This is a genomic window from Streptomyces adelaidensis, assembly GCF_016598475.1.
Classification (GTDB): Bacteria; Actinomycetota; Actinomycetes; order Streptomycetales; family Streptomycetaceae; genus Streptomyces; species Streptomyces adelaidensis.
In genome coordinates this window covers 16,897-33,263 of the sequence record NZ_JAEMUX010000028.1, presented here as the reverse complement: position 1 = coordinate 33,263, position 16,367 = coordinate 16,897, and the positions used below count along the sequence as shown (strand labels likewise).

Below are 16,367 nucleotides of genomic sequence, written 5' to 3'. Positions count from 1 at the left end.
GCACGGACCGAGAGGGGGCCCGAGCGTGACGATTCTGGAGAGCATCCGGCAACCGCGCGACCTGAAGGCGCTGACCGAGGCGGAACTCGGCGAACTGGCGGAAGAGATCCGGGAGTTCCTGGTGCACGCGGTCGCCAGGACCGGTGGTCACCTGGGGCCCAATCTGGGGGTGGTGGAACTCTCCATCGCGCTCCACCGGGTCTTCGCGTCACCCGTCGACCGCATCCTGTGGGACACCGGTCACCAGAGCTACGTACACAAGCTTCTGACCGGGCGTCAGGACTTTTCCAAGCTGCGCGGCAAGGGCGGCCTGTCCGGTTATCCGTCGCGCGAGGAGTCCGAGCACGACGTCATCGAGAACAGCCACGCCTCCACCGCCCTCGGCTGGGCGGACGGCCTCGCCAAGGCCCGCCAGGTGCGGGGGGAGAAGGGGCACGTCGTCGCGGTCATCGGCGACGGCGCGCTGACCGGCGGCATGGCCTGGGAGGCGCTGAACAACATCGCGGCCGCCAAGGACCGGCCGCTGATCATCGTCGTCAACGACAACGAGCGCTCCTACTCCCCGACCATCGGCGGCCTCGCCAACCACCTGGCCACCCTGCGCACCACCGACGGCTACGAACAGTTCCTGGCCTGGGGCAAGGACGTCCTGCTGCGCACGCCGGTCGTCGGCAACCAGGTCTACGAGGCGCTGCACGGGGCGAAGAAGGGCTTCAAGGACGCGTTCGCGCCGCAGGGCATGTTCGAGGACCTGGGGCTGAAGTACGTCGGTCCGATCGACGGGCACGACATGTCGGCGGTCGAGTCGGCGCTGCGCCGCGCCAAGCGATTCCACGGGCCGGTCCTCGTGCACTGCCTGACGCAGAAGGGCCGCGGTTACGAGCCCGCGCTCGCCAACGAGGAGGACCACTTCCACACCGTCGGCGTGATGGACCCGCTGACGTGCGAGCCGCTCACGCCCGCCGGTGGACCGTCCTGGACCTCGGTGTTCGGCGACGAGATCGTGCGGATCGCGGACGAGCGCGAGGACGTCGTGGCGATCACGGCGGCCATGCTGCACCCGGTGGGACTCGGCAGGTTCGCGGAGAAGTTCCCCGACCGGGTCTGGGACGTCGGCATCGCCGAGCAGCACGCGGTGGTCTCGGCGGCCGGACTCGCCACGGGCGGGCTGCACCCGGTCGTGGCGGTCTACGCGACGTTCCTCAACCGGGCCTTCGACCAGCTGTTGATGGACGTGGCGCTGCACCGGTGCGGAGTCACCTTCGTCCTGGACCGGGCCGGGGTCACGGGTGTCGACGGGGCGTCGCACAACGGCATGTGGGACCTGTCGATCCTCCAGGTCGTGCCGGGGCTGCGGATCGCCGCGCCGCGCGACGCCGACCAACTGCGGGCGCAGCTGCGGGAGGCGGTCGCCGTGGACGACGCGCCCACGCTGATCCGGTTCCCGAAGGAATCGGTGGGCCCTCAGATCCCGTCCCTGGAACGGGTGGGCGGCATGGACGTCCTGCACCGCTCCCCGCTCTCGGACCGTCCGGAGGTGCTGCTGGTCGCCGTCGGAGTCATGGCCCCGGTGTGCCTCCAGGCCGCCGAGCTGCTGGAGACCCGGGGCATCGGTTGCACCGTCGTCGACCCGCGCTGGGTCAAGCCGGTCGATCCGGCGCTGCCGTGGCTCGCCGACGAACACCGGCTGGTGGCCGTCGTGGAGGACAACAGCCGGGCCGCCGGGGTCGGTTCGGCGATCGCGCTGGCGCTGGGGGACGCCGATGTCGACGTACCCGTACGGCGGTTCGGGATTCCGGAGCAGTTCCTGCCGCACGCCAAGCGCGGGGAGGTGCTGGCGGACCTGGGTCTGACGCCGGTGGAGATCGCCGGGCGGATCAGCGCCTGTCTGGCCGTCAAGGACGAACTGCCCAAGGAGAAACCGTAGATGACCACCGCGGACTGCGCAGCCGACACCGAGGAGTTCGACCTCGGCAGACTCCTGGCCGAGCGCGGCGCCGAGCGCTACGAACTCCACGCCCGGTACCTCAACCACCAACTCCCGCGCATGCTGCACACCATCGGCTTCGACAAGGTCTACGAGCGGGCCGAGGGCGCGTACTTCTGGGACACGGACGGCGACGACTACCTGGACATGCTCGCCGGATTCGGGGTGATGGGCCTCGGCCGCCACCACCCCGTGATCCGCAAGGCGCTGCACGACGTGCTCGATGCCCAGCTCGCCGACCTGACCCGGTTCGACTGCCAGCCGCTGCCCGGCCTGCTCGCCGAGAAACTGCTCACCCACAGTCCGCACCTGGAGCGGGTGTTCTTCGGCAACAGCGGTACGGAAGCCGTCGAGACCGCCCTGAAGTTCGCCCGGTACGCCACCGGCAGACCGCGCGTCCTGTACTGCGACCACGCCTTCCACGGGCTCACCACCGGCTCGCTGTCCGTGAACGGCGAGGACGGCTTCCGGGACGGCTTCGCACCGCTGCTGCCCGACACGGCCGTACCGCTCGGCGATCTCGGCGCCCTGGCAAGGGAGTTGAAGAAGGGCGACGTGGCCGCGCTCGTCGTCGAGCCCATCCAGGGCAAGGGCGTGCACGAGGCGCCGCCCGGATATCTGCGCGCCGCACAGGAACTGCTGCATGGGCACAAGGCGCTGCTGATCGTCGACGAGGTGCAGACCGGGCTCGGCCGGACCGGGGACTTCTACGCCTACCAGCACGAGGAGGGCGTGGAGCCGGACCTGGTCTGCGTGGCGAAGGCGCTCTCCGGCGGCTATGTCCCGGTCAGCGCGACCCTCGGCAAGGAGTGGATCTTCAAGAAGGTCTACTCGTCGATGGACCGCGTCCTCGTCCACTCGGCGAGCTTCGGCTCCAACGCCCAGGCCATGGCCGCCGGTCTCGCCGTCCTCTCGGTCATGGAGAACGAGCAGATCGTGGCGAACGCCCGGGCCACGGGGGAACTGCTGAAGACCCGGCTCGCGGCAATGGCCGACAAGTACGAGCTGCTCAGCGACGTACGCGGCCGGGGCCTGATGATCGGTATCGAGTTCGGCAGGCCCAGGTCGCTGAAACTGCGCGGTCGTTGGACGATGCTCCAGGCGGCCCGCAAGGGACTCTTCGCGCAGATGGTCGTCGTACCGCTGCTGCGACGGCACCGCATCCTCACCCAGGTCTCCGGCGACCATCTGGAGGTGATCAAGCTGATCCCGCCGCTGGTCGTCGGGGAGCGCGAGGTCGACCGGTTCGTCGAGGCCTTCACCGAGGTGATGGACGACGCGCACAGCGGGGGCGGGCTGATGTGGGACTTCGGCAAGACGCTCGTGAAGCAGGCTGTCGCCAATCGCTGACCGACGCTCGCCCGGAGGGCGGGTTTGCCTCTGAGGCAAGAGATTTGCCGCAGAGGCAAAGCTCCGGCTGAATGGAGGGTATGAACCCCTCCGAGGGTACGCACCCTCCCGAGCCCGCCGCCGAAGCGGAGCTGCCCGCCGTCGCCCCGCAGCTGCGGGCCCTGCGCCGCCGGGCCGCCCTCACCCTGGAGGCCGCGGCCCGTGCCGCCGGACTGTCGCCCGCCCATCTCTCCCGGCTGGAGACCGGGCGGCGGCAGCCCTCGCTGCCGATGCTGCTCGCACTGGCCCGTATCTACGGCACGACCGTCTCCGAGCTGCTCGGCGAGACCGTCGCCGAACGGGACGCCGTGCTCCGCGCCGACGACATGGAGCCGACCCGCGCCGGCGGCTGGACGTACCGGCAGGCGGGCGCGCCCGGGCGCGGGATGCAGGCGCTGCGCGTCCATGTTCCGTACGGCTCGCAGGGGGACATCGTGCGGGTGCACCCCGGCGAGGAGTGGCTGTACGTCCTGAAGGGGCGGCTGCGGCTGCGCCTCGGGGACACCGCGCATCTGCTCGCGCCCGGGGACAGCGCGCACTTCGACTCGCTCACCCCGCACCGCATCGCCGCCGCCGACCAGGACGGCGCCGACCTGCTGTTCGTCCACACCCTGTTGCAGAGCCCGACCGCCGCGCTGTGCCTCGGGCCGATCACCCCCGGAGACGCCCCATGAGCAACCTGGAAGAGAAGTTTCCCCGTGCCCTGTGGGTGCGGCTCATCATCTACCTCGTGGTGGGCCATGTCTTCGCGGCCTTCGTCTACCTGCTGTTCGAGGTGGGCGCCGGGCAGTAGCCGGTGTGGTCAGCCCGCTGCCGCGTAGCACCGGACGGCCACCCGTTGGCCGGGGCTCCACTGCTGCTCGACCGTGGCCAGCAGTCGCCAGCCGAGCCGTTCGTAGAGCGCCGCCGCCGCGGTGTCGGACGCGACCACGTCGAGCACCGGGTGCAGGCCGCGAGCCCGCGCTTCCCCGACCGCCCGTCCCATCAGCAGCGCGCCGATCCCACGGCCGCGGGCCGACGGTGCGACGAACAGCCGGTTGACCACGGCGGTCCGGTCGACGCCCACACCCGCGCGGGCGCTCCACAGCCCGGGTGCCGCGTCCCCCTCGGCACTGCGGGACAGGCCCACTTGACCGACGATCCGGGCGTCCAGCTCGGCCACCCAGGTGGCGACGAGTGAGCGCTGGGCCAGCCATTCGTCGGGGTGGTCGGGCCAGTTCACCGGATAGCCGTCGCGCTCATGGACCTCCGCGAGCACCCGGACACAGTCACCGAGGTCGTGATCGGTCCGGGGCCGGACATACGGGGCCGCGCTTCCACCGGACATCGCGGTGTTCTGGATCTTCACCGCAGGATGGAAGCACAGGCCGAGCTCCGTGGGCCAGCCACTTTCCCGTCAGGCTGGGACCGCTGGGAGGGCCCGGCCCAAGAGGATCCGGGAGGACGTGGGAGGGCCCGCCTAGTCGAGCAGGCGCTCGCGCAGCAGGTGCCGGGTCGCCGGGGTCAGCTTCAGGCCCTGCTCCAGATATGTGTCCACATCGCCCCAGGTCTCCTCGACCGTGTCGAAGGCCGCCTGGAGGTACTCGGCACGGGCGTCGAAGAGCGGGCTCAGCAGCTCCATGACCTCCGGGGAGTAGGCGCTCGCGGAGGTGCTGCTGCGGCTCACCTTGTAGCGGCGGTGCTTGGCGTTCGACTCCAGGTAGTCGGCCACGATGGCCTCGCGCTCGACGCCGAGGGCGAGGAGGGTGACCGCTATGGACAGGCCCGCGCGGTCCTTGCCCGCCGCGCAGTGCATCAGGGCGGGCACGCTCTCCTCGGCCAGCGCGTGCAGCACCTGGGAGTGCTCGGGTGTGCGGTGCTTGATGATCGTGCGGTAGGAGGCGATCATCCGGCCGGCCGCCTTGCCGTCGTCGAGCAGTGCGCGCAGCTGGTCCAGGTCGCCGTCGCGGACCATCTTCCAGAACTCGGCGCCGTCCGCGGGGTCGCTCAGCGGCAGGTTCACATTGCGGACGCCGGGGAGCTCGACGTCCGGGCCCTCCAGCTTCTGATCGGCCGTGTTGCGGAAGTCGAAGACCGTGTGCAGGCCGAGGGAGGTCAGGAACGCGCTGTCCTCGTCTGTCGCGTGCGCGAGGTGGCCGCTGCGGAACAGCACCCCGTGGCGCACCCGACGGCCGTCCACGGTCGGCAGACCGCCCACATCGCGGAAGTTGCGCACTCCGGTCAGCTCGGGCTCGGTCGACGGGATCTGCTGCGTCACTGGGGCTCCTCCCATCCGGCCGTCGGCGCCGATCGTCGACGGGCGCGCACCCGACACACTCCACACCGAGGCGCGCCCTCGACCATACGACATGGCTGAGTACGGCAATGAGTTGTCCACAGGCGCTGTGACAGGCCCGCCGGCAGTTGTCCACAGGCGCCGCCGCGCGTCCTCGGCGACCTGCGATGATGTTGAAGCCCGATCGCACCTGTTCGAATCTGTGGGGTCTTGATGTTGGAAATCGGAGCAGACGGCCGGACCTGGCTTCTCACGGGGCCCAGGAGCAGTTACGCCCTGCGGCTCACGGAGGACGACGAGCTGCTGCACCTGCACTGGGGCCCCCGGATCGCCCTCGCCGACGCCGAGGAGCTGGCCGCCCGGCAGCAGCTGCCGTACTGGCCGTTCGAGGCCCCGGTCGACGGACACGAGGAGTACCCCGTCGAGGGCGGCCCCCGCTTCACCCGTCCCGCCCTCTCCGTGCACACGGATCAGCGGCGCGGCACCGAGTGGACGTTCCAGGCGTACGAGGCCGACGGCGACGAGCTGCGGCTGCGGTTCTCCGACGACGGACTCGGGATCACGCTGCACTACCGGATGCGTGACGACGTGATCGAGCGCTGGGTGACCCTGGCCAACGAAGGTCCGGCAGTGGAGCTGCTGCGGGCCGACTCGGCGACCTGGACCCTGCCGCCGCGTGACGAGAACTGGCGGCTGTCCCAGCTGCACGGACGGTGGGCGGCCGAGTCCCGGCTCGTGCGCGGAGACCTCACCTACGGCGAGAAGGTCATCGGCAGCCGGCGCGGACACACCGGGCACCAGCACCTGCCGTGGGTCGCCCTCGACACCGACGCGACCGAGGAGCGCGGCGAGGTCTACGGCTGCGCGCTCGGCTGGTCGGGGTCCTGGCGCATCGCGGTGGCCCAACTCCCCGACGCGCGTGTGCAGATCACCGGCGGTGCCGGATACGACGAGTCCGGTCTGCTGCGCCTGGAGCCGGGCGGGTCGTTCACCACGCCCGTCTTCGCCGGCCTGTGGCACGACGGCGGCTTCGGCGGGGCGAGCCGCGCCTGGCACACGTACCAGCGGGCGTACGTCATCCCGGACGCGGACCAGGACCGGCCGGTGCTCTTCAACTCCTGGGAGGCCACCGAGTTCGACATCTCCGAGGAGCAGCAGGGGACGCTCGCGCGGCGGGCGGCGGCCATCGGGGTCGAGCTGTTCGTGGTGGACGACGGCTGGTTCGGGGCGCGCACCAGCGACCGCGCCGGGCTCGGCGACTGGACCCCCAACCCGGACCGCTTCCCGAAGGGCCTGAAGCCGCTCGCCGACTATGTGCACGCCCTCGGGATGCAGTTCGGCATCTGGGTCGAGCCCGAGATGGTCAACCCCGACAGCGAGCTGTACCGGGCGCACCCCGACTGGGCACAGTTCCAACCGGGACGAAAGCGGACGGAGCTGCGCAATCAGCTCGTACTCAATCTCGCGCGCGAGGACGTCCAGGAATACCTCTGGGAGCAGCTGGACGCGCTGCTCTCCAGTGCGCCCATCGACTATGTGAAGTGGGACTTCAACCGCTGCTTCACCGATGCCGGCTGGCCCGGCGAGCCGTATCCGCAGAAGCTGTGGGTCGAGCACACGCACGCCTTCTACGCCCTGCTGGACCGGGTGCGGGCCGCGCACCCGGGGGTGGCGTTCGAGTCGTGCTCGGGCGGGGGTGGCCGTATCGACCTCGGGGTGATGGCGCGGACGGACCAGGTGTGGACCTCCGACAACACCGACCCGCTCGACCGGCTCGCCATCCAGCACGGCTTCAGTCAGATCCACCCGGCCCGGGCCATGGCCGCGTGGGTCACCGACAGCCCGAACAACCAGCTCAACGGCCGGGCCAGCTCGCTGCGCTTCCGCTTCGTCAGCGCCATGGCGGGCGTGCTCGGCGTCGGCGGCGACCTCACCGAGTGGAGCGAGGAGGAGCTGGCCGAGGCGCGGGACTGGGTGGAGCTGTACAAGGAGATCCGGCCGGTCGTGCAGCGCGGCGACCTCTACCGGCTGCGACCGCCGACGGGCGGGCTGAGCGCCGTGCAGTACGTCCACGGGGACGAGGTCGTCCTCCTCGCCTGGCTCCAGGCCCAGCACTACGGCGAGCCGCTCGCCCCGATCCGCTTGCGCGGCCTCGACCCGGCAGAAGCCTACGAATGCCGCGAAACGGGCGAAGTGTACCGAGGTGCCGTGTTGTTGCATCACGGGTTGCCGACGGGGCTGCGCGGTGACCTCGATGCGACGGTTATCCGCCTGCGTCGCACTTGAGGGATTTGTCCGAAATGAAGCCGTAATTCCAACTGGCCCGGAAATAAAGCCTACTGGGTCTTAGGTGCGTGAGCAGCGTCATAGTCGTGACGGTCTGTTGCCGTCATGCTCACGTAATTCGCGCGTGTTTCCAGGGCGGTTGGAACGCGTTAAGGCCGGTCATTTACGGAGAGTGATCGTGGATTAAGGTAAGGATCAGGGAGGAAGGCCCACAGGAAATCCCAATGGTTGTTTCTGTGGGCACAAGTCGCTTACGTTCTGCGTCAATCCGGACGGACGCCCAATCCTGCCGCCGACCGGAGCCGCGTACCGACCTGATCCACGGCAGGAGCGGGGGACCCACAGGTATTACCGCCTGTTCCGGTCTCCGGAACGGCTAGGGGTAAAGCTGTGCGCAAGCACGGCCGGGCATCTCCAGTCCGCACCCGACAGCTCACCTCGCAGGCGCCGGAGAGGAATTCGCCCATGCCCGCGAAGGGTAAGCACCGCCGTCCGAAGTCCCAGCGTTTCACCCGCTCGATCGCTGCCGCGGGAACCGGTGGCGCGGCGCTCGCGCTGCCGCTGATCGGCGCCGCGGGCGCCCATGCCGCGACGCCCACCGCGGCCGTTTCCGGTGTTTCCGAGAAGACCGTCGCGGTCGCCGCCGACAAGGCCGCGGCCCAGGCGGGCGCGCGGATCGAGCAGGCCGAGAAGGCTGCTCAGGCGGAGAAGACCGCCACCAAGAAGGCGGCGACCGAGACCTACTCGGTGAAGGTCGGCGACTACCTCTCGAAGATCGCGGACGAGCAGGACGTCGAGGGCGGCTGGAAGCAGCTCTACTCGGACAACCGCGCGGCGATCGGCACCGACCCGTCGCTCATCCACCCGGGGCTCCGGCTCACCATCGGCGGCAAGGCCGCGTCGAGCGCCACGCCGGAGTCGTCGACGAAGACCCAGTCGTCGCAGTCGTCGAAGTCCTCCGAGTCCTCGGCAGAGGAGACCAAGGAGTCGACGGACACCCAGGCGTCGACCTCCACGTCGACCGGCCAGTCCTCGGAGTCCAGCGGCTCAGGCTTCGCCCTGCCCATACAGGGAGCCAGCGTCGGCACCGCGTACAAGACCGCCGGCAGCATGTGGTCCAGCGGTTACCACACCGGCGTCGACTTCGTGGCCCCGACCGGCACGACCCTCAAGGCCGTGGGCGCGGGCACCGTCGTCTCCGCCGGCTGGGGCGGCGCGTACGGCAACCAGGTCGTCATCAAGCTCGCCGACGGCTACTACGCCCAGTACGCCCACCTGTCGTCGATCTCCGTCTCCGCGGGCCAGTCCGTGAGCGGGGGCCAGCAGATCGGCCTCTCCGGCGCGACCGGCAATGTCACCGGACCGCACCTCCACTTCGAGATCCGCACGACCCCCGACTACGGCTCGGACATCGACCCGCTGGCATACCTGCGGTCGAAGGGCGTCAGCGTCTGACGCCCCCGCTCCCGGCAGGGAGCACGGGAAAGAGGCCCGGCCCGCCTGACGTGCCGCCCGCCTCCGCCCCACGCCGTTCTCGGCAGGCCGGACCCCATGATCCCCGGGGTCCGGCCTGCGGCGTTCCCGGATCGTGGGGCGATCCGTTCGGAGACGGTCGCGGTCCCGCCGGGGGTGTACCAGCCTGCTTTCCGGCCGTGCCTGCCGTGCCGTCGGGGTCAGGTCGCGGGTCGGGGACGTCTCCAGCGCGATTCGGGTGCGGGCGTCGGGTGCGGGCGACTTGCCGACGAGTTCGCCCGGACGCGTCCGAACCTGCTGGTCGGAGTCGCCGGCCGGGTGCCTCAGCGCGGATCCGGGGACACGATCCGGTCCTGGCGCGCAGGTGTTGCCCATGCGGACGGGCGCAGGCCAGGGGGCGTGGAAGGCGCCGCCCATGACCCGGGCCTTGAGACTGTCGGCCATGGCGATGAGCTCGTCCGTGGAATCGGTGTCGACCAGGTGGTAGGTGATCGAGGCGGCGGCGGCAACCCTCGCGGGCGACCACGGCCTCATGGCGCGGACCGGCGCGGGCCGGCGGTCAGCGCGTCGCCGCCGCGCCGCAGCGGTTCGAGGTGGGCGACCGTTGGGTGCTGCGGCGCGCCCAGGCAGGAGCCCACGGCCTCGCTGGCGCTCACGGCATCCCGCTGCGGGTGTCGCTGACCGGCGGGCACCGCAACGATGTCACTCAGTTGCTGCCGCTGGTCGACGGGCTGCCGCCGGAGTGGGAAAGCGAGGGCGAACGGCCCCGACCCGCACTTTGTATGCCGACCGCGGCTACGACCAGGACCTCTACCGCCCCCGCCGTCAGCTGCGTCAGCGCGGCATCACATGAAAGGACGCCCAAGCCGCCGGCCACATCGGTACGCCCGGCGAAGGGATTTCGCCACTGCCATCGGCGTGGCCCCGTCCTGCACGGGCCCTGCACCAAGGCGGCGTTGGCCCGGCGTTGGCCCGGCGTCGGCCTCCTGGCCAGGCCTTGGCCTCTCCACGGCCTCTCTCTGACCTCTCCCTCCACCGTTCATGATCACCGTATTGCGGTCTTGTGGCATGGCTGTGAGCGGTCTCGACAGTGGTGCGACGGGGCGGACACAGTGATCTCTGCAAGCGCTTTCTGTCGCGGCCGCGTCAGCTCGGTCGCCCCATCTCGTCCGTACCGAGGAGCACTGACACATGAACTCCGTTCGCACGCGCCGAAGAGGCGGCGCCATCACGGCGGTCGTCGTCGCCGCGGTGGCGGCCGGCCTGCTGCCGGCGCCCGTGGCGGCCGCCGAACCGCCCGTGCGGCGGATAGTGGAGAAGCTGGACCGAGGCCTGGTCGTCGTGCCGTCCGGTGCAGGCGCCTTCCTGAGCTGGCGGCTGCTCGGTACGGAGTACGCGCGGTACGGCGACGCGATCGCGTTCAACGTGTACAGGGGCGGCCGGCGGCTGAACCGGGCGCCGATCACCGAGTCGACGACGTACCAGGACAACAGCCGTGGCACGGGCACGTACACCGTGCGAGCGGTGGTCGACGGGCGGGCGCCGAAGCCGAGTTCGGGGTTGCGCCTCGTCGGCGGCCACGCGGAGATCCCGCTCGCGGCCGCCGACGGCTACACCGTGCGGCACGCCTGGCCTGGCGACCTCGACGGTGACGGGCGGTACGAGCTGGTCGTCAGCCGGCTCTCGCAGACCCGGGACAGGCCGGACCTGCTGGAGGCGTACACGCTGACCGGCGAGCGGCTGTGGAGCGTCGACCTCGGCCCCGGCTCGTACACACAGGTCGGCGGGAACGGCGCGAACGACCCGGCGCCCGGCGCGATCAGCGGGTCGACGGCGATCGGCGGTTACCGCAACGACGACAACGTGACCGTGTACGACTTCGACGGCGACGGCAGGGCCGAGGTGCTGGTCCACACGGCCGCCGGGACGACCTTCGCGGACGGCACGCGGGTCACGGCCGGCTCGCCCGCCGACCAGTTCGTCTCCGTCGTCGACGGCGCGACCGGCACCGAGCGCACCCGGCAGCCCGTCCCCGACGACTTCGTCGCCGACGGCCCCTCCGGCGGCCACTTCGGCATCGCCCACCTGGATGGCATTCACCCCAGCCTCGTCACCAAGCTGGTCACCCGCGTCGGCGTCCGTCGCGGCGCCTTCCGTGTCCTCTTCCAGACCTGGGACTTCGACGGCACGAACCTCCACCGGCGCTGGAAGTACGTCGTCCCCGCCACCAGCGGCGCGACGAGCTTCCACCAGATCCGGACCGTGGACGTCGACCTGGACGGCAAGGACGAGATCGCCGACGGCAACTACGTCGTGAACAGCGACGGCACGCTCCGGTACGTCGTCGACGGCACCGGACACGGCGACCGCTTCCACATCGCCGACCTCGACCCCAGCCGCCCCGGCCCGGAGGGCTTCGCGATCCAGCAGGCGGAGCTGGGCGTCATCCCGGACTTCCCCTGGTACTACTACGACGCCGACACCGGCGAGCGCCTGGTGACCGGCCGGCACCCCGCCGACTGGGAGAACGACACCGACACCGACATCGACGTCGGCCGGGGCAGCACCGGCGACATCGACCCGAGCCACCCCGGCTACGAGTACTGGACCTCCACCGCCGACGTCGCCGCCCCTGGAGCGGGCGTCCACAACGTCCAGGACGGCAAGGTCGCCGCGACCACCCCCAGCGTCAACTTCCGTATCTGGTGGGACGGCGACAAGGGCTCCGAACTCCTCGACTTCACCCAGGTGTCGAAGTGGGACCCGGCGACCGGGACCAGCACGAAGATCTTCGACCCGGCCGGTGTCGTCGCCGGAGCGCGCGACGCGACGCCCTTCCACGGCGACCTCGTCGGCGACTGGCGCGAGGAGATCCTCGCCGAGACCGCCGACCACACCGCCCTGCGCCTCCACGCCACCACCGAGCCGATGAGGACCCGTATCCACACGCTCGCCCAGAACGCCGAGTACCGCCTCGGCTGGACCGTCCGGGGCTACCTCCAGTCCACGTACACGGACTACTACCTCGGCACCGAGACCCGCCGCGTCCCCAAGCCCGCGATCACGACACCTCGCCGTACCCGTACAGAAGGAGCGTCATGACCACCCGCAGAGCCTTCGGAGCCCTCACCGCCGGTGCCGCCCTCGCGGCGCTCGTCCCGGCGGGACCGGCGAGCGCGACACCGTCCCGGCCCCCGTCCCGACGCCGCGGCCGGCTGATCGCCGCGGACGACTTCCGCCACGGCCTCGGCCGGTGGGCCGTGGAGCTGGAGCGCGGCGGTACGGTCACGGCCTCGCGCGGCGTGCTGGAGGTCGACGTACCGGCCGGCGTGACGATCTGGTTCAAGCGGCGCCTCGAAGGGCCTTACGTCATCGAGTACACGGCCACCCCGGTCGCCGCGGGCGGCGTCAACGACCGCGTCTCGGACCTCAACAACTTCTGGAACGCCGTCGACGTACGCTCGCCCGACGACCTCTTCGCCACTCCGCGGGGCGGCGCGCTCGCCGAGTACGACCACCTCAAGACGTACTACGCCGGGTACGGCGCCAACACGAACACCACGACACGGCTGCGCCGTTACGTCGGCGAGGCGGGCGTACGGCCGCTGCTCTACGACTACACCGAGCCTTTGCTCGTCGCGAACGAGCCGCACCACGTCCGGATCGTCTCCGACGGTTCCACCGTGCGCTGGTGGAACAACGGACGGCTCGTCTTCGACCATCAGGACCCCGAGCCGTACACGAGCGGGCACTTCGCCTTCCGGACCACCTGGAGTCACTTCCGGATCGAGGACTTCCGGGTGTGGCGGTTGTCCGGCCGGAACTGACCGCTCCGGCAGGTCGGGGTGCCGGAGCGTCGGCGCCCCGACCTGGCGTATTCCGGGTTGACCAATACTTGACGCGTGGTCTATCTCACCGACCGTCAACCCTTTAATACGGTCGCGTAGGTCACATCGGAAGGTGAATCATGGGGCGATGTGGCAGACGATTCGAAGAATGACAGCAGATCGATGATCGGGTCGTACGTGGCGGTGGGGGACAGCTTCACCGAAGGCGTCGGCGACCCCGGCCCCGACGGGGCGTTCGTCGGCTGGGCCGACCGGTTCGCGGTGCTTCTCGCGGACCGAATGCCCGAGGGCGACTTCGACTACAACAATCTCGCCGTGCGCGGGAAGCTCCTCGACCAGATCGTCGAGGACCAGCTCCCGCGCGCTCTCGCGCTGAAGCCGGACCTGATCTCCTTCTGCGCGGGCGGCAACGACATCATCCGGCCGGGCACCGATCCCGACGAGGTCGCGGAGCGCTTCGAGCGGTCGGTCTCGATGCTCACCTCGGCCGTCGGCACCGTCATGGTGACCACCGGCTTCGACACCCGGAACGTCCCCGTGCTCAAACACCTGCGCGGCAAGATCGCCACGTACAACGGGCATGTGCGCGCCATCGCCGACCGGTACGGCTGTCCCGTACTGGACCTGTGGTCCCTCAGGACCATCCAGGACCGGCGGGCCTGGGACGGCGACCGGCTGCATCTCTCGCCCGACGGACACACCCGGGTCGCGCTGCGGGCCGGACAGGTGCTCGGGGTCGACATCCCCGCCGACCCCGACCAGCCGTGGCCCCCGCTGCCGCCGCGCGGCACGTTCGAGGTGCGCCGGGACAACATCCAGTGGGCGCGCGACTATCTGGTGCCGTGGATCGGGCGCCGGCTGCGCGGGGAGTCCTCCGGGGACCATGTGTCGGCGAAGGGGCATCTCTCGCCGGACGACATCAAGATGCGGATCGATTGGGTGGCCTGAGCCGGTGGGCGGCCTGAGCCGGTCCAGCCGGACAGGATCGGCCGGGGTTCGGATTTCCACCGGGGAGTGAGAGGCGGTCGCCTCCGCTCCCCGGTCCGCTCAGCGGGTGGCCGCCGCCAGGGCCTCGCGATCCAGGCCCAGTTCGCGGGCGAGGGCCTCGTCGGCCCACTCCCGCGCCCGTGTGTGCGAGAGGGCGCCTTCGTACGACGTCAGCTGAACGGCGAGGCCGTCCAGCAGGGCGGTCAGCCGCAGTGCCGTCGCCGCCGGATCGGGGCACTGGAACTCGCCGGCCGCCACACCCTCGTCGATGACCTCGGTGAGCGCGGCCTTCCACTGTCTGTCCAGGTCATGGGTGACCTCGCGCAGCGCGGGCTCGCGCAGGGACACCGCCCACCCCTCGATCCACAGCCGCCAGCCCTTGGCCTGCCCGGTCGGCGCGTACCAGCGCACGGCGGCCCGGAGCCGGCGCAGCGCGGTCGTCCGGCGGCCCAGCAGCTTGCGCAGATGGGCCAGGTCGTCCTCGGCCGCGTACCGGAACGCCTCGGCGACCAGCTTCTCCTTGGTCGAGAAGTGGTAGAGCACCAAGGCGTTGCTCACGCCGAGCACGGCGGCCACGTCGGCGATCCGCACCGCCGCGACGCCCCGCGCCTCGATCTGCCCTATGGCGGCCCGGAGCAGCTCCGCACGCCGCTCGGCCCCACTCAACCGCACCCTGCCCACCCGGCAACCCTACCCACGCCCGGTGAGCCACGACCGGCGGCCGTCAGCGGTACCAGCCGAAACGGGCCTCGATCACCGGCAGCCGGTCGGCGACGACGGCGTGGGCGGCCGCCCGGGGGGTCGTGCCGTCGGTCTCGGCGCGGGCGAGCATCAGGTCGACGAGGGCGCGCATCGAGCGGCGGGTGTGGGCGAAGGCCTCGTCCGCGGCGGGGCCGATGTCACCGAACAGGGTCCACCACCACCAGGCGTTCGTGCCGGAGTTGACCACCACATCCGGCAGGACGGTGACCCCGCGCGCGGCCAGCAGTTCCTCGGCCTCCGGCAGCACCGGCATATTGGCCGCCTCGACGATCAGCCGGGCCCCGATCCGCTCCTGGTTGCCGGTGTCGATCGCGTACGAGACGGCCGCCGGGACGAGTACGTCGGCATCGGCGGCGAGCCAGTCCTCGCCGGGCGTCTCGCGGTCGCCGGGGCGCAGCACGGAGCGGTCGACCGTGCCGTACGCGTCACGGGCGGCGAGCAGCGCGTCCACGTCCAGACCCGCGGGATTGGTGACGGTCCCCTTGATGTCGGCGACGGCCACGATGGTGAGACCCGCGCGCGCGAGGAAGCGGGCGGTGGCCCCGCCCATGGTGCCCAGCCCCTGCACGGCGACCCGCGTCCCGGCGTACGGCAGTCCGGCCCGGTCCAGGGCCGTGAGTACGGACTCGGCTACGCCGCAGCCGCCGACCAGCTCGTCGAGGCCGATGCCGTCCACCTCGACGGCGAAGGCGTCCGCGAGCCGCCGCCGGGCCGCCGCCTCGTCGTCCAGCAGCGGATACACGGCCTGGACCGTCGACACGAGCCCCGCCTCGACGGCCGCCCGGTCCACGAGGTCCTGGCTGAGCCCGAGATCCTCGCCCGTGGTCCAGCAGCTCTCGACGTACGGGCGCATCGCGCGCAGGTAGCGCACCAGGACGCCGTACGCCCGTGGGTCCCGGGGATCGCAGTCGATGCCGCCCTTGGCGCCGCCGAGCGGGACGTAGCGGCCGTCGGGGTCGTAGTGCAGCGCCTCTTTCATGGTCATGCCACGGGCGAGCCCGGCGACCTCGTCGAGCGTGCAGCCCGGCCGCATCCGCAGCCCGCCGCTGGACACCCCGCGCACCAGCCGGTCCACGACGAGAAAGCCCCGCTGACCTGTTACGTGGTCGGTCCAGGTGAGCGACAGGAAGGGGGTGGACATGCGGGCTCCTCGGGGCTGGCCTTGGGGTGCCGGGGGCGAGTGGGGGCGGGCGGGGATCTGCGGGGACCTTCAGTGACCTGCGGGGATCGGTGGGGGGCGTAGGGAACAAGGGGCCCTACTGAATAGTTGGTCAGTGTGTCATCGCGCAGTGCCGGGGTGGACCCGGCGCTGTCGGAGGGGCGGACCATAATGGGATGCCTGAGCGAAGCCACCAGGAGG

13 protein-coding genes, 1 pseudogene and 1 riboswitch are annotated in these 16,367 nt (G+C 71.0%); of the genes and pseudogenes, 10 read left to right on the top strand and 4 right to left on the bottom strand.

What is annotated here, in order from left to right; genetic code table 11:
- Nucleotides 1-25: 25 nt before the first annotated feature.
- The 4 genes from dxs to I8N67_RS18290 all read left to right on the top strand — a co-directional run bounded on the left by dxs (nt 26) and on the right by I8N67_RS18290 (nt 4,169).
- Complete coding sequence (gene dxs, locus I8N67_RS18305; RefSeq protein ID WP_200304195.1) at nt 26-1,927, top strand: 1-deoxy-D-xylulose-5-phosphate synthase; 1,902 nt, start codon at nt 26-28, stop codon at nt 1,925-1,927.
- Nucleotides 1,928-3,337, top strand: a complete 1,410-nt coding sequence (locus tag I8N67_RS18300; protein WP_200304194.1) for an aspartate aminotransferase family protein — start codon at nt 1,928-1,930, stop codon at nt 3,335-3,337. It begins immediately after the preceding gene.
- A gap of 80 nt (nt 3,338-3,417) precedes the next feature.
- Nucleotides 3,418-4,050: a helix-turn-helix domain-containing protein gene (locus I8N67_RS18295; protein ID WP_200304193.1), complete on the top strand. Its 633-nt coding sequence runs from the start codon at nt 3,418-3,420 to the stop codon at nt 4,048-4,050.
- Nucleotides 4,047-4,169, top strand: coding sequence for a DUF6126 family protein (locus I8N67_RS18290; protein ID WP_200304192.1), 123 nt, complete (start codon nt 4,047-4,049; stop codon nt 4,167-4,169). Before I8N67_RS18295 ends, I8N67_RS18290 begins: the two co-directional genes overlap by 4 nt.
- A gap of 9 nt (nt 4,170-4,178) precedes the next feature.
- Here I8N67_RS18290 and I8N67_RS18285 read toward each other — a convergent pair whose 3' ends face one another.
- Nucleotides 4,179-4,703: a GNAT family N-acetyltransferase gene (locus tag I8N67_RS18285; RefSeq protein WP_200304244.1), complete on the bottom strand. Its 525-nt coding sequence runs from the start codon at nt 4,701-4,703 to the stop codon at nt 4,179-4,181.
- Between the two features lie 132 nt (nt 4,704-4,835).
- Nucleotides 4,836-5,633 (bottom strand): tyrosine-protein phosphatase, encoded by a 798-nt coding sequence (locus tag I8N67_RS18280; protein WP_200304191.1) that lies wholly within the window; start codon nt 5,631-5,633, stop codon nt 4,836-4,838.
- Between the two features lie 231 nt (nt 5,634-5,864).
- On the opposite strand from I8N67_RS18280, the gene I8N67_RS18275 reads away from it, so the two are divergent.
- From I8N67_RS18275 to I8N67_RS18250, 6 genes and pseudogenes are all read left to right on the top strand, one after another.
- Nucleotides 5,865-7,937, top strand: coding sequence for an alpha-galactosidase (locus tag I8N67_RS18275; RefSeq protein WP_200304190.1), 2,073 nt, complete (start codon nt 5,865-5,867; stop codon nt 7,935-7,937).
- Nucleotides 7,938-8,238: 301 nt separating this feature from the next.
- A riboswitch (cyclic di-AMP (ydaO/yuaA leader) is annotated at nt 8,239-8,397 on the top strand.
- Nucleotides 8,398-8,402: 5 nt separating this feature from the next.
- Nucleotides 8,403-9,392, top strand: coding sequence for a LysM peptidoglycan-binding domain-containing M23 family metallopeptidase (locus I8N67_RS18270; protein WP_200304189.1), 990 nt, complete (start codon nt 8,403-8,405; stop codon nt 9,390-9,392).
- A gap of 565 nt (nt 9,393-9,957) precedes the next feature.
- Nucleotides 9,958-10,257: pseudogene (locus tag I8N67_RS18265) on the top strand (transposase); the annotation flags it as partial.
- Nucleotides 10,258-10,601: 344 nt separating this feature from the next.
- Entirely contained in the window at nt 10,602-12,512 is a 1,911-nt protein-coding gene (locus tag I8N67_RS18260) for a rhamnogalacturonan lyase family protein (protein ID WP_200304188.1), read from the top strand.
- A complete protein-coding gene (locus I8N67_RS18255; RefSeq protein WP_200304187.1) occupies nt 12,509-13,237 on the top strand; it encodes a DUF6250 domain-containing protein in 729 nt (242 codons plus the stop codon). Before I8N67_RS18260 ends, I8N67_RS18255 begins: the two co-directional genes overlap by 4 nt.
- A gap of 183 nt (nt 13,238-13,420) precedes the next feature.
- Nucleotides 13,421-14,206 (top strand): SGNH/GDSL hydrolase family protein, encoded by a 786-nt coding sequence (locus tag I8N67_RS18250; protein ID WP_200304186.1) that lies wholly within the window; start codon nt 13,421-13,423, stop codon nt 14,204-14,206.
- Between the two features lie 99 nt (nt 14,207-14,305).
- Here the strand turns inward: I8N67_RS18250 and I8N67_RS18245 are convergent, their stop codons facing one another.
- Nucleotides 14,306-14,926, bottom strand: coding sequence for a TetR/AcrR family transcriptional regulator (locus I8N67_RS18245; RefSeq protein WP_200304185.1), 621 nt, complete (start codon nt 14,924-14,926; stop codon nt 14,306-14,308).
- A 43-nt stretch (nt 14,927-14,969) separates the two neighbouring features.
- Nucleotides 14,970-16,148: a glutamate dehydrogenase gene (locus tag I8N67_RS18240; protein ID WP_200304184.1), complete on the bottom strand. Its 1,179-nt coding sequence runs from the start codon at nt 16,146-16,148 to the stop codon at nt 14,970-14,972.
- Nucleotides 16,149-16,367: the final 219 nt, after the last annotated feature.

Coding starts and splice junctions, on each gene's coding strand:
- I8N67_RS18285 (WP_200304244.1), bottom strand. CDS start 4,703: ATGTCCGGTGGAAGCGCGGCCCCGTATGTCCGGCCCCGGACCGATCAC.
- I8N67_RS18290 (WP_200304192.1), top strand. CDS start 4,047: ATGAGCAACCTGGAAGAGAAGTTTCCCCGTGCCCTGTGGGTGCGGCTC.
- I8N67_RS18275 (WP_200304190.1), top strand. CDS start 5,865: ATGTTGGAAATCGGAGCAGACGGCCGGACCTGGCTTCTCACGGGGCCC.
- I8N67_RS18300 (WP_200304194.1), top strand. CDS start 1,928: ATGACCACCGCGGACTGCGCAGCCGACACCGAGGAGTTCGACCTCGGC.
- I8N67_RS18270 (WP_200304189.1), top strand. CDS start 8,403: ATGCCCGCGAAGGGTAAGCACCGCCGTCCGAAGTCCCAGCGTTTCACC.
- I8N67_RS18295 (WP_200304193.1), top strand. CDS start 3,418: ATGAACCCCTCCGAGGGTACGCACCCTCCCGAGCCCGCCGCCGAAGCG.
- I8N67_RS18250 (WP_200304186.1), top strand. CDS start 13,421: ATGATCGGGTCGTACGTGGCGGTGGGGGACAGCTTCACCGAAGGCGTC.
- I8N67_RS18240 (WP_200304184.1), bottom strand. CDS start 16,148: ATGTCCACCCCCTTCCTGTCGCTCACCTGGACCGACCACGTAACAGGT.
- I8N67_RS18260 (WP_200304188.1), top strand. CDS start 10,602: ATGAACTCCGTTCGCACGCGCCGAAGAGGCGGCGCCATCACGGCGGTC.
- I8N67_RS18255 (WP_200304187.1), top strand. CDS start 12,509: ATGACCACCCGCAGAGCCTTCGGAGCCCTCACCGCCGGTGCCGCCCTC.